Annotated in this window: 16 protein-coding genes; all 16 read right to left on the bottom strand. The window is 50.5% G+C overall.

The features are described 5' to 3' along the window. Positions 1-201: transposase family protein (locus H503_RS12575; RefSeq protein ID WP_026385685.1), on the bottom strand; the 201-nt coding region annotated here is incomplete at its 3' end. A gap of 170 nt (positions 202-371) precedes the next feature. Then, the gene (locus tag H503_RS0109090; RefSeq protein WP_009015531.1) at positions 372-944 is read right to left on the bottom strand and encodes an HD domain-containing protein; all 573 of its coding nucleotides are present in this window, start codon (positions 942-944) and stop codon (positions 372-374) included. Between the two features lie 55 nt (positions 945-999). Beyond that, entirely contained in the window at positions 1,000-1,314 is a 315-nt protein-coding gene (locus H503_RS0109085) for a hypothetical protein (protein ID WP_009015532.1), read from the bottom strand. A 2-nt stretch (positions 1,315-1,316) separates the two neighbouring features. Then, on the bottom strand, positions 1,317-1,703 hold the full coding sequence (locus H503_RS0109080) for a hypothetical protein (RefSeq protein WP_009015533.1): 387 nt from the start codon (positions 1,701-1,703) through the stop codon (positions 1,317-1,319). 211 nt (positions 1,704-1,914) lie between these two features. Next, a complete protein-coding gene (locus H503_RS0109075) occupies positions 1,915-2,391 on the bottom strand; it encodes a NanQ anomerase/TabA/YiaL family protein (RefSeq protein ID WP_009015534.1) in 477 nt (158 codons plus the stop codon). A 36-nt stretch (positions 2,392-2,427) separates the two neighbouring features. Further along, positions 2,428-3,312 (bottom strand): amidohydrolase family protein, encoded by an 885-nt coding sequence (locus tag H503_RS0109070; protein ID WP_227077560.1) that lies wholly within the window; start codon positions 3,310-3,312, stop codon positions 2,428-2,430. Continuing rightward, the gene (locus tag H503_RS0109065) at positions 3,290-4,720 is read right to left on the bottom strand and encodes a lipase family protein (RefSeq protein ID WP_009015536.1); all 1,431 of its coding nucleotides are present in this window, start codon (positions 4,718-4,720) and stop codon (positions 3,290-3,292) included. Before H503_RS0109065 ends, H503_RS0109070 begins: the two co-directional genes overlap by 23 nt. A gap of 37 nt (positions 4,721-4,757) precedes the next feature. Further along, positions 4,758-5,387 carry a hypothetical protein gene (locus H503_RS0109060; protein ID WP_009015537.1) on the bottom strand — a complete coding sequence of 210 codons (630 nt, stop codon included), beginning with the start codon at positions 5,385-5,387 and terminating at the stop codon, positions 4,758-4,760. Between the two features lie 25 nt (positions 5,388-5,412). Then, positions 5,413-6,102: a tRNA (N6-threonylcarbamoyladenosine(37)-N6)-methyltransferase TrmO gene (gene tsaA, locus H503_RS0109055; RefSeq protein WP_009015538.1), complete on the bottom strand. Its 690-nt coding sequence runs from the start codon at positions 6,100-6,102 to the stop codon at positions 5,413-5,415. Between the two features lie 3 nt (positions 6,103-6,105). Continuing rightward, positions 6,106-6,714 carry a lipid-binding SYLF domain-containing protein gene (locus H503_RS0109050; RefSeq protein ID WP_014128152.1) on the bottom strand — a complete coding sequence of 203 codons (609 nt, stop codon included), beginning with the start codon at positions 6,712-6,714 and terminating at the stop codon, positions 6,106-6,108. 44 nt (positions 6,715-6,758) lie between these two features. After that, on the bottom strand, positions 6,759-8,153 hold the full coding sequence (locus H503_RS0109045; protein WP_022227181.1) for a hypothetical protein: 1,395 nt from the start codon (positions 8,151-8,153) through the stop codon (positions 6,759-6,761). 223 nt (positions 8,154-8,376) lie between these two features. Further along, entirely contained in the window at positions 8,377-9,705 is a 1,329-nt protein-coding gene (locus H503_RS0109040) for an AMP-binding protein (RefSeq protein ID WP_009015541.1), read from the bottom strand. Further along, positions 9,702-10,889 carry a thiolase family protein gene (locus tag H503_RS0109035; RefSeq protein ID WP_009015542.1) on the bottom strand — a complete coding sequence of 396 codons (1,188 nt, stop codon included), beginning with the start codon at positions 10,887-10,889 and terminating at the stop codon, positions 9,702-9,704. The genes H503_RS0109040 and H503_RS0109035 overlap by 4 nt, the downstream gene beginning before the upstream one ends. Next, positions 10,889-11,302 carry a biotin transporter BioY gene (locus H503_RS0109030; RefSeq protein WP_014128150.1) on the bottom strand — a complete coding sequence of 138 codons (414 nt, stop codon included), beginning with the start codon at positions 11,300-11,302 and terminating at the stop codon, positions 10,889-10,891. The genes H503_RS0109035 and H503_RS0109030 overlap by 1 nt, the downstream gene beginning before the upstream one ends. Beyond that, complete coding sequence (locus H503_RS12755; RefSeq protein ID WP_009015544.1) at positions 11,295-11,960, bottom strand: MaoC family dehydratase; 666 nt, start codon at positions 11,958-11,960, stop codon at positions 11,295-11,297. The genes H503_RS0109030 and H503_RS12755 overlap by 8 nt, the downstream gene beginning before the upstream one ends. Positions 11,961-12,082: 122 nt before the next feature. Further along, complete coding sequence (locus tag H503_RS0109020; protein WP_016459734.1) at positions 12,083-12,802, bottom strand: RsiV family protein; 720 nt, start codon at positions 12,800-12,802, stop codon at positions 12,083-12,085. Positions 12,803-12,822 lie beyond the last annotated feature (20 nt).

The following is a 12,822-nucleotide window of genomic DNA, read 5'->3' as shown; positions in this document are numbered from 1 at the left end:
TTGGTGCAAAATGGATCCGATAGCAATCCTTTGCCAACGGTAATCCTTGATTCTATCGGTCTTCGCATGACAATTAGGGCATTGGACAACAGCTCGATTCAGTTCCATAATAAATTCAATTTGTTGCTCACTGTGGATGCATTTTTTTATTACGTTACCTTTGACATTCAAGGAATTTGCTATATAATCAAATGTGGACATAGGCCATCTTCCTTTCATTTAGGTTTGGCGATTTAATTGTAAGAGTGGATGCCGTCTATGTCCACTTTTTTATGCAAAAATGGGGTGAGGAAAGAATATTTCCTCACCCCAACATTTATTATAGAACCATAAAAAAGACTCCCCCGACAAGATCAGGAGAGTCTTCTTTGTTACCTTGCGTGGGGCAAGGTCGTTGCTGCCACTAGGCGCTTTGCGTATGCCACAAGGCCCCGGGCCCAGTCCGTCCGCAAATAGCGCACATCAAGGGCGGTTGGGGAAATGCGCCAGCGGTCCAAGGCATCGGCATCCTTGAAAATATCATAGAGCAGGATCGCTTTTTCAAGGCCCTTTTTCCGCAAGGCCTCCTTACCCTGTTCGTCATCCCTGTCATGGTAGGCCATGATAAGATAGGTTCGTTCGTCAAAAGCCACTTCGCCGCGTTCAGCAAAGGCTTTGAAGTTTTCCGCAGCCCGCGCACCGTGTCCAACATCACGCGTGTCGTCCTGCCGACGTGAATCGTGGAATACTGAAGCCTTCACAAGAACGCTCCGTTCTTCTTCAGAAAGCTTGGCCAGGTTGGCAATCTTCAGGCAATAAAGGAGCACCCGGGCACAGTGGTTCTTCGTATGCAAAAGGCTCACAAACTGACCAAAAGTGATGCGGTCTTCCATGAAGTCATACCAGGTATGAAACGTCTCTTGAAGGGATTTGGGTTCTTTTTTGAGGGCTTCATCCAAAAACATGGTTTTGTCTCCTTCCTAAGGAAAGGGACCATGGCATCCCATGGTCCCCTGCGTATTATGATTTGTGGATCAGTTCATTCCGGACAACATGCTTGGGATCTGTAATCAAGAGATTGACAATCCATATGACAAGGGCTAGGGCCACAACTGAAAGGCCCAGGAACGCATCATTCACAAGGGATTCCAAGTCGGGTGTGAAATAGCTCGCGCCCAGTTCCCGATATTCAAAGATGGCATCCACCAGCCACATGAGGGAAGCACCCCAAAAAAGCCAGCACAGGGTCCCCCATTTCATCTGATGCCGCGAGTCCGACCCATACCAGAGCGCCGTTGCCGCAACCGCTGCAAAAACGGTGATGAGCAGGGTCATGATCAGGCCTCGCTTCCGGCGGATTTTGCTTCGCGGAGCGCCTTTTTCTCAAGAACGCGGCTGACGGCAACCATACCGATCCAGACGCCGGTCACCATGAGCGCCATACCGGCCCCAACGGTACCCATTTCATGAAGCATGGAAGCCGTTTCTTCCGCTGATTCCATGGCCGACAGGAAGGGGAAGAAAGGAACGACCTCACCATGCCAAAGATGTTCAAAGGCCAGGAGCGCGCTGCCGCCCCAGAGCATCTTGTTGAGCCAGCCCAATTTTTCCGTTACGAAAAGAGTCCGAACGCTGCTGTTTTTTTCTGCTTTTTTATGACCCAAAAGCTTCGTTGCTGCCGTTACAGCAATCGCTTCTGCTGCAGGTACGATAAAACATGCCATAATGATGACCTCCCTTAACACTCGAAAAGCAACACAGACTTTTCCTTATGCTTCCATTTTACAAAATTTCAAGATATTTGCAACATCAAAATGTTACTTGTCCGTCCCACTTTTTTTGAGTTTCCGTTCCGGATTGTAAGGAAACGACAAAGGAAAGAAAGGAATACAAAAAATGGATCTGAAAAAAGCGTCCTTCCAGATCCTCCGTCTCTCATTTCCCGTCAAAGCGCACTTTTACAACGGCTTTCTTCACATGGGATGGCTTTCCTTCTTGAGCCTCACAGTTGGGCCGATGGACTTCCCAAGGAAAGAAGATGGCAAAGTCCCCTTTTTGGAGGGTTACAACGTTTTCCCGTTCTGTCTTGCCATAGAAAGAGACATCACTCGTTTTACGCCGATCTTCGGTCATATCGGAAACATGTTCTACATCCGTAAAGCCCAGTGTTTCCGTACCTTCTGCCATGAGCTGGATGTCGATATAGCATTCGTGCTTTTCCGGACGTCGGTCCTCAAAAGGTTCCGTCTCATATTCATTGGTGCTGACAAAGATTTCCTCGCCGTCAATGATAGTCTTTCCAAGGGGCAGTGTTTCAAGATCCAGGTCCCGTACAGCAGCAAGGGCCTTTTGGAGGCGTCCTGTCATAAAGGGAAGGATGCGGTCGATTTCTTTTTGCGTTCCTGTAATCATGTCATTTCTCCTTTCAGTACCCTTTGGGTCACAGCATCATAAAAGGCCTTCGATTTTTTTGTAACAGCGCAGGGCGTTGTTATAAAAAACGTCTTCGTGATGTTCTGCCGGGATCACCGCCTTCATGACATCCAAATAACTCTTGATGTTGATAAGGGGCCAATCGGTCCCATACATGACCTTGTCATAGCGCTCGGCGTAATCAAGCCACATGCGCAGATAAGCAAAATAGGCCTGCTGTTTTTTGAGATATTCCTCCCCACTGGCGCGGCCAACGAGGAGGCCCGAAACATCGATATAGACGTTTTCATTCTTGGCCATGACTTCTACGGCGTCAAGGATCCATGGGCTTCCCACATGGGCAATGATAAAACGTACACGGGGATGGGAAGCTGCAGTCTCATCAAGGGTGAGAGGATGGGCATATTTCAAAAGACCATGGCCGCCAGCCGTCTCCCCCATGTGAAAGCAGACGGGCACATCATACTTTTCGGCAAGGGCGTAAAAAGGTTCGTGACGGGGATCCTTGGCATAGACCCGATTGTAGCCTGTATAAATCTTGATTCCGACACATTGCGGCGTCTTGAGGAACCGTTCCGTCTCCTTAGCCGACGCTTCACAGTTTGCAAGGGTCAGCTGCTCACTCTGGATGCCTACACAGTAGCAGATTTCCTTTCCCTGATTGTAATGAAGCAGATCAAAAGGGCCGGCCAGATCAGGCACTTGAGGTACAATCCCGCCAAACTGGGGCTTACCGCCAGAGGCATTGCCCATGACAATACTCATGACAATGCCATTTTCATGGCAGGCTGCAAGGTAATGGGCTGCCGTATTTTCATGTCCAGCATGATGGGCAACTTCATCAAATCCGGGAAAGCGGGCAAAATGCATATGAGCATCAATGATTTTCACTCGTATCATCTCCTGGGGTGAGATTCCAGAGCCTTTCTTCTGTCCTTATAAAGGGAAGGAGGTTTCTGATGACCGCTTTTTGGTCTTCAAGAAGGGAAAGCGTGGCCTGCGTCAGTCCTTGGTCAAAGCTGACACGGGTACTGCCCATGGTCAGCGTGGAAAGTCCGGGGCCTTCTAGACTCCGTACATGTTGCGAGAGCGTGATATAAAAGGCCCGACTCTGTCCAAGGCGCTTTATATCGAGGGTCACGATGATAAGGTACGAGGCACCGGCCTTTTGTGCGGCTTTCATAAGCGTGCCTTCCTCAATGCGAAAATTATCCTCTTTTTCGTGCTTTACGTCAAGCACTGTATACCGCGGCAACATCGCCCGATAATCATCGAGGACAAATCGCCCCAGATCGGGCGAAAAACGATCATCAAAGGAATCTTCCGTCGTATAGAGCGCAAGGGCTGACATCGGCTTTTTCCCTTGTTCCTGCGCCAAAGGAACCTTTTGAAGAAGGCCCATTTTGACCGCTTCATCATAGGAATCATAAAAACGCCGCAGGGCAAGGTCAAGATAAAAGGAAACAGGATGCTGATATCCAGAATAGTTCTTCGAAAGGTTAAATTTGACCACCTTTCCAAATTGGGTAAAGTCACCTCCAAAAAAAGTCTGAAGACTGCCCGGTACGGGATCAAGGCTTGTGACTACCCGAATCAGGTCAATTCGCTTCCCATAGACATCGGCAAAAGCTTTATTGCCAACAGCAGGCGCACCAAAAGTAATGACCGGGACCTGAGCTTTAGGAACGCCCTTTTCCACAAGACGTTCCGCAACAAGGCTTGCAACCGCGCCGCCCAGACTGTGACCGGTGAGGTAGAGCCTGCGGTCTGGATGCTGTTTGAGATAAGGGGCAACCATTTCTTCCTTGCCATCGCCATCAAGGTCCATGGGCGTCCGAAGGACCGTTGCGGCATAGCGTTCAAACCCTTCATGGACGCTGGGAACGGTTTTCGGATCGGCCGTTTTGTTTTTCTCGTCAAAGGGGACCAGGGACGCCCTGAAATTGGTCTTCCAATCCGTCTTGGTCTGGCTGCCTCGAAAAGCAAGAATAGTTGGATACGTCCTGCCGTAGGCCTTTTTGCTTACAGCGACAGCAAAATGGACGTCCGTATCATCCGAAGCGGCACGAAAAGGCGAAACGTCCCACCCATAGTCAGAAAAGAGGCTGTGTTCGCTGCTGCCTTCACCCATGCTGTACGTGCCGGCGCACATAAGGGCCGTACCGGCAATCTTAAGGTTTTCCTTGACGATCTTTTCTTGGCTGACCTTTTCCTGTGCTGAAACCGTTGCGGCAGGAACGCTTTTAGATTCAGCAGTGCGCTCGGGGGATGCTGCGCCTGCTGAAAATGGAAGAAACAGGGATCCCATAAGGACCCCTGCTGTAAGCGCACGTGTAAGCGTTTTTTCAGTGAAGCGGATGCTGCGCATTGATTTCCCTGATTTCTTCCGGTGTAAAGCGAGCCGTTACATTTCCATCAAGGAGGTCCCCCACCTCTCCGACTTGAAAATAAAGGGTAATGCCGCCATTTTGGTTAAAGACATAATCTTCGGGTACACGGGTAGGCATTTTCTTTGGCGTTATGCGAATATAACCATCGCGATAGAAGCTAGTAGCTGCCTTTTTCACGAGGTCATCCACTGTCATCCGGCAGACCTTTTCCAGTGGAATGCGCTGCCCTGTCTTTAAATCGTAGTTGATGGCATGGACCGTTGTCGTATTGGTCTTCCCATCATTGCGCAGATCATAGAGCACTACACTGGCAATATCTTTATCTTCGTAGGCCGTTTCAAACCAGGTCCGCCCGCTCAAAAATTTTCGATACATATAATCGTAGCGGAAATCATCCATATAGACGCGGAGGTCACTGTTGATGGCCTTTGTTGCAGCCTTATTGTCGGCCTTGATATAGGGCCAGCTCATATCAATATTGGCAATGGCCGCTGATTTTGTCTCCACTTCCGCAGATACAGGAATCGCCGCTGCAGAAAGGGAGGCACAAAGGGCAAGAGTCAAAGCCAGGATTTTTTTCTTCATAGGAATAGGCTCCTTTCAAAATAAATCAATCAGAAGATCCTTTTCGGATATCTGTCACAAGAACCGTTCTATCATCGATACGGAAGTGCACATCAAAGCCAGCAAAACTCATCCCGTAGATTCGCTGGGCATCATGCTGATAATGAGGGCGCGGATCTTGAGCAAGGACCTTTTTGAGGGCCTGCCGCTGGGTAGGCGTAAAAGGAGCAAGAAGGGCCTCATCGCACTTCACGCAAAGTTCGGCATCAGGTCCTGTGGCAAAGCCGCTCCGTGCCTGAGGACGAGCATCGGCGTAAGGGATATAGGGCTTGATATCATAGATAGGCGTGCCGCTCATCAGATCAGCTCCCCGTACAACGAGAAGGAGTCCCTTGACTCCGCCGTCCTTGATTTCTACAAGTTCTACAAGAGAGAGTCCCAAGGGATTGGGCCGAAAAGGCGCGCGGGTGGCAAAAACGCCGAGCCGTTCATTGCCGCCAAGGCGGGGCGGACGCACCGTCGGGGACCAAGTATGGTTCTTTGAAAAACCCCAGATCAGCCACAGATGGGAAAAGCCTTCCATACCGCGGAACGCTTCCCGCATCCGATACGGCGGTGTAAAGACAAGGGTGCCTTCAATTTCCGGCACCAGCCCGCTCTGCCGAGGCAGGCCAAACTTCTCCGTCAAAGGGCCTTCATAATAGGCAACGGGGGAAAGGGTCAGCTGGTCTTCCATAACTTATTCCTTGACCGCCGGAATCTGCGTTTTATTCAGGTCGTTGTCAACATAGAACCGCGTTCCTGTTGCCGTCAGTTCCGCCGCAAGCCCCTTGGTCGTCATTTGATACATCCACATTCCCGGTGCTACCTGGAAGGACCCTTCAAGGCTGTCACCATGGACATCATCCGTGGCAGCTGCCGCAGCCTGTCCGCCAAATGTCCAGCCTTTGGTGATGAAGCTGGTAAAAGCATCGATCGTATCAAAGACAAAGATTGTATTGGTCTGGCGGACACCTAGGCCAAGGCCCAATTTTCCTTGGGCCATCTTCATGAAGACTTCCGTACCATTACTGTTATTGACAGCCCGGCCTCTTCCGTGACCGCCGCCAATGAAACCGGCCGTGTAGCTTGTATCGACAAAGACAGCGTAGCCGTAGGCATGCTCAATGGCCCGTTTCGATTTCGGTTTCTTTTCGTAAAGAAGCTTTAGGGCTTGGTATGTTTTGGTGCGAAGTTCCTGGCGCTCAGCCTCTTTTTTATCGGCTTTGGTCGGTGCAGCCGCAAGGGCGGGCACGGTCACAAGGAGAAGGGCAAGAAGGAAGACAGCTAGCTTTTGCAGACGTTTCATGGATGGGCCTCCAATCTAGAACAGGAAGGAAGAGACAAGACTCCTTATTTTGCCGTCATGACGGCCGGTTCCGGCGTCACGGCGCCGCCACCTGTAAGCGTAAAGGTCTTGCCCTCAAGCCAGTGATTCAAGGGATCTGCCGAATCATAGAAAATGCAGTATCCGTTCCCCGTGATGTTCTTCAGCGTCGTATCACCGTCGATGAGGACGTTTACATGGGCGTCTCCGGAAAGGCTCCATGTTGATTTTCCGTCAAGGCCAACCTTGACGGATTTGGCCGTTTTCTTTTCATTGATGCTCCCATACCAATGACTTTCGTTTTGAAGGGTCATGGTGACGGAGCTTAACTCGTCAACCGTAATATCACCGCTCATCGGCTGGTTATTGCCGATGAATTCAAGGACAGCCCCATTTTGACCTTCTTTGCCCCAGTGGCTGGCCCCAACACGGATGAGCTCTTTACCTTCATACTGAAAGCCTGTCATTTCTGCATAGATGCGGGCATTGGTGTTCGTCACAAAGAACATGGGGCCTGCCCCAACGTGACGCAGGGAGGCATGTTTGGCCGAAAAACGGGTCACATGGTCAGCATCGGGGACTTTACTGAGTTGACGGTAAAGGAGGATGCCTTCTGTACCACCGCCAGTAAAGTCCGCATACTCAAGATGGGCTACGTTGGAACCTTCAACGACAACAAGACTGGAAGCTCCAGCCCCGCCGCGCACTTCGGAAACAGCAATATCACCGCCGGAATAAATGATGGGGCTTTCAACCCCCGTCGTCGAAAGGGTACTCTGGGTCACGGTCACGGTCGATTTGCCGCCCCCCGCGGAAAGTGCCGCTGAATAAGCACCGGTCGTACCGATATTGACATTATTGGCTTCTGCCTTGCCTTCTTTTTGAACGGCAAGACCAGGAGACCAAAGTCCCGACGTGCGTACATTGGTGTTATGGAGTTTCACGGAAGCTTCCGGTCCAGCAGCAAACACCGCAGCCGCTCCATCAGCCTGACTGTTAAGGACACAGCCTTCCAAAAGGGCCGTACTGTTATGTGAAAGGACAAGCGCATTTTGGCCGTTCAGGCGGCTTCCCTTGATGCTCGTCGTATGCCCCAGCTTACTGATATTGCTGTGGGTTACCGTGATGTTGGCCCCATTTTGGAAGTACAAGGCATTTTGATCCTGCTGAGAAGCTGCATAGCCATCCCCAAGACTTAGCGTTTCCCCTGAAACCGTCTTTACGGCCTTAAAGAGACTGGGATCGAGGACTTCCCCATTTTCATCGGAGGGAATGACAGGCAGTGAAGGCACAGCCTGCTGTGTCTGGGTTGCTGCAGGTTCCGTTTGGGCAGCCACGGCAGGGACTGTTTCTGCAAAGACCGTACCGGTCGTTCCCAAAGACAGAAGAACGGCAAGAACCAATGAATGATGTATCCGCATAGAAAGACTCTCCTTTTGTACAAGACAATAGATTCTATCTTTATAGTATACCTTTTTCACGGGGTAATCTCAAATAAGGGTTGTGAAAAAATTGCGAAAGGAATAAGAAAAAGGGCAAAAATAGGTAAAAATTCCAATAGAAGGGACCTTTTCCAACAAAAAAGTCCCAATCAACCAGAAAGGTTCATTGGGATGAGGAGAGGTAAAGCAACGAGTTTTCCTATCAGACGATCGGACTTCCTTTGTTTTCGAGCATTTTTAGAAGGGCTCTGCGATCAACCTTTCCAGCTGCAGTAAGAGGCAGTTCAGAGCAGATGATGAGATGACGGGGCATTTCCTGGATCATGAGCCTGGTCTTAAGGTCCATCCGGATGGCCGACTGGTTCTTTTCTTCTTTAAGGACAAGAAAAGCGGCCATGGTTTCATCCCGCTTTCTATCGGCTACAGAAAGGACAATGGCATCCGACACATAAGGCAATGACAAGAGCGCGTTTTCCACTTTGCTGCAGCTGATGGTCAGACCGCCGATGCTTACCACATCCCCCTTTCGGCCTAAAAAGATTAGATAGCCTGCTTCATCAAAAAAGCCTTCATCCCCCAAGGTACAAGGCTGGGAAAGGCCCGCTACATGATACGGAGTATCAATATAGATCAGGCCATCCCGAATGTCGACGCTGACCCCTTTCACAGGACGCCCAACGCTCATAGGATGCTGGAGCAGTTCTTTGTAGGTAAGGTACGTAACATAATTGAGTTCCGTGGCTCCGTAATAAAGATAGATCTCACTATGGGGAAAAGCCCGCTTCAAGGCCTTTGCTGTATCGCGGTCAAGGAGTTGGGATCCCGCCATAACAGTAGTGACAGAAAGAAAAGGGTGCCTGATGATCCGCAAAAAGAGTTTTAGTTTAACAGGAACAAGGTAAAGATAGGTGACGCCTTCCCGATAAAGAAGGGTTTCCCATCTTTTGGGATAAAGCCCCTCTCCCATGACAAGCGAAGCCCCCGCATAAAGCACACTGGCAAAGACGCTGAGATTTCCCGTAAAGCTCATGCTTCCTTCCGTAAAGGCAACGGAATCCCTCTTGAGGCCAAAAATGCGGCACTGCTCAGGAAAGAAATCAGCCCAGCTTTCATAAGTCCGAAAAAGAAGCTTGGGCAGGTCAGTTGAGCCGGAACTGAGGACGCCCATAATGGCCCCTTGGGGCACCATGCTCCCCGATTGCCCCACTCGGAACTGCCCATCATCAATATAGGCAATGCCCCGCTTTTTGGACAGTGTTTCCGCTAGAAGAGGCGTCAGGTCCGGATGACCTAAAATAGGCACAAACCCTGCTTTTTGGGCACCTAAAAAAGCAGTGAGCTGGGCCACCGGGTCTTTCCGGACAATAAGAAGCGTCCCTTTGGGGCAGGAAAGGGACTGGAGAAGCGCTGCGTAGGAAAGAGCCGCATCACACACGGCCTCATAGGTCAAGCGTTTCGTTTCCGTCACCAGAAACACCTTTTGCGGCAGTTTTCCTGCCTGCGTCAGCAATAGATCCATATAATTCATCATGACACCCGTTCCAATAAAAGACCGCTGCCCGTTCCACCGGCCCCAGCCACAGCAATAAGGCCAAAGCGTCCCTTTTTCCGCGTGAGATGGGCCAAAGCATGAAGGGTCAGGATAGCCCCGCTTGCGCCGTAAGGATGCCCATAGGAAAGAGCCCCTCCTAGAGGCAGATAGGCATCCAAGGCTTCCGGATGCTGTCGGGCAAACAGAGCACTGATCACCGCGAAGGCTTCATTATATTCAATGCTGTCCATGTCAGAAAAATGAAGTCCAGCCTGCTGCAAGAGCTTTTCTCCGACCTTTAGGGTCCCCAAAGGACTTAACCGTGGATCAACACCAACGTCGGCAGCGCCTATGATCCGTGCCAGCGGTTTTACGTGGGGTCCAAGGTCCGCCACTTTCCTTTGCGACGCAAGGACGACAAAGGCCGCCCCATCATGAGTGAGGCAGCTCGTTGCCGCGGTCAAGGTCGGGACGATTTTCCGAATCGGTGCCGCATCCCCCAGAAGGTTCCTCGTTTCTTCTTCCGTAAAGAGTGTCGGCATGCGGCGTGCCAGTTTTTGGGAAAAGTGAGGCCGGATGCCTTCATCTTCACAAACACCGAATAAGGGGGCGATAAAAGGGGCTACAACAGGTCTAGCCGCAGCCGCTCGAGCATGGCTCCTCACGGCCCAAGGATCAAGTTCCTCCCGCGTTACGTCAAAGAGCTGAGCCGTCCGTTCCGCGCCTTCGAGCATGGCTCGGGGACTTATCGTATCCGGGGAAAACTGGGCCACCATGAAGCCTTTTTCATGATAGCGAGGATCCTTGGGGGCATACTGTCGAAGAGGCTGAAGGCTGGTCGATTCCAGGCCGCCGCAGATGATCAGGTCCGAAAGACCGCTCCGAATCTTGGCATACCCCATAACAATCGCCGCTGCGGCAGACGCACACTGCATATCAAGGGTCAGGGCAGGCACTTTTTCATCAAGTCCTGCCATAAGGGCCGTAAGACGCATGAGGTTTCCCCCACTCCCAACGGCATTGCCCCCCATCACTTCGTCTGCTTTTCTTGCCTCAGGCAGCTTAGCAAAAATCGCCCGGAAGAGGGCAGCCCCCAATTCTTCCGGACGAATCGCTTGAAAAACACCGCCAGTAAGGCCAATGGGACTTCTAAGTCCCCCTAACAGATAGACCGCCTCCTCCATCAGGCACCTACGCGGAATTTACTGACCCTAACGGCCATCATGGCAGCAATGACAACTTTGACAACATCTCCAAAAAGGAAAGGAATGACGGCCGTCAAAAGGGTAGCCCAAACACTGACGCGGTTTACGGCATACATACTGATGCAGCCGCCAATATAGATGATGGGCATGCCGACAAAGATTCCCGTCATGATGAGTTTCTTGAAATCATGGCTCTTGCCGCGTACAGCACTCATCACCATAGCCGCCACCAAAAATCCAATATTGAAACCGCCCGTTGGTCCAATGATCTTGGCAATCCCGCTCGTCCCGCCAACAAAGACAGGAACTCCGACAATTCCCAATAAAAGATAGATCAAGAGCGTCAGTCCCGCTTCCTTGGGGGTCATGACAAAAGCAACGAAATTAACCATGATGGTGAGTGCCGTCACCATGGCCGGAGTAAAAGGCAGCGGAAAAGAAATGTACGCCGAAGCCGCTAACAGCGCGACACAGACACCCGTCAAGGTCATCTTCCGGACGGACGATTGAGCGGACAAAGTCGCGCGAGCTTGATGCATAGAGTTTTCGGTCATGGCAAGGTTCCTCCTCAAGATAAATAGGCTCCCCAACGTAAAGGGGTGACGAAAATGTCATGGATAAAAAGTCCGGATCGTTCCCATAGGCAGCAAGGTCCTTTAGGAGCAAGAGCCCCTGAACAACGGGACGCTCCGCTAAATGGATGGGATTCATGTCCCCTGTTTCCTTGGCAAACTGAATGACCGACTCACGGGAATAGGTCTTCCACAGAGTCCCCATTGGAAAAGGATCCTGTTTGGGTATTGCAGGAACGATATTGGGAGAAAAGAAAATCCAAGCTTCCAAAAGACCCACAAGGATTCCTGCCTTGTTCGTTGCTTCCACGCGCAGGCATTCCACGCTTTTTTTCTGCCACTGACGGTGGCAGGAAAACGTGCAGGAAGCATCCTCCTCGCCCCAAAAAGCAATGCTTACTCGCCCAATATAGCTGTGGTCATAGCGTTTTCCTTGGAACGCCCCCAAGGCTTTGATAAAATCCAGTACTCGTTTCATACGCTGTTATCCTACTCTTTTTTTCTTTTTCGTTCAACTATATTTTATATAGGTTAACGAAACTTTGCAAAGAAAAGGCCTTCCTTGGGGAAGGCCTCCGTTTCGCCTCATGGGGCGATTCCTCAGTTCATCGGAAGATCAATGATTCCGCTTGAATAAGGAGCAATTTCGTATTGTCCAAAAACAAAATGGATGGTTCCCTTTTCATCTAGGTAATAATTTTTAGGAAGTGCCGTGAGGCCCTTAAAATCGTAATAAAAAGCATGCGCCTTTCCATAGGACGACGCGAAGAGGCGGCGATTGATTTCCTTTAACGTATAAGCTTTCTTTCCTTCCGCCGCAAGCACTTCCTGCCAAGAAACAGGCCGGCCCGTCTCTATGGAAAAAGTCACACCCAATTCCCAGCTCGTTGGATGAGCCGCCCGTTCAAAGTAATCATAGCCATATTCCCGGAAGGAAAGAAACTGATCGCCATGATAGGAAAGCAGATAATTGACATGACTTGTCAGTTTCGCATCAGGGAGCGTCGCTTTTTCATAATTTTTCATCGATGACTTGGCCCGTTTCCGAAAATAACGGTTCATGCGCCGGGCCTCATCCCCATGACCTGCCAAATGAATCTTTGGATAGTGGATGGCAAGGGACTCTTTTTCAATGATCTGATCCCATATTGCAAGACCATTCTGGGCATAGACCACTTGATTATGCACGGTCCCTTCAAGTTTTTGCTCAACCGTCAGATGAGCGGCTTGGACAAGGTCGATTCCCTTCGCCTCTGCAGCAGCTAAAAACGGCATACCAAGGGCTGCTGAAATGAAAAGTGCTGTCATAAGTTTTTTCATGGCAATCCATCCTTTCACAA

The organism is Acidaminococcus intestini DSM 21505, from assembly GCF_000425045.1.
Classification (GTDB): domain Bacteria; phylum Bacillota; class Negativicutes; order Acidaminococcales; family Acidaminococcaceae; genus Acidaminococcus; species Acidaminococcus intestini.
The sequence above is the reverse complement of the archived record's forward strand: the minus strand, read 5'-3'. Positions and strand labels throughout refer to the sequence as shown.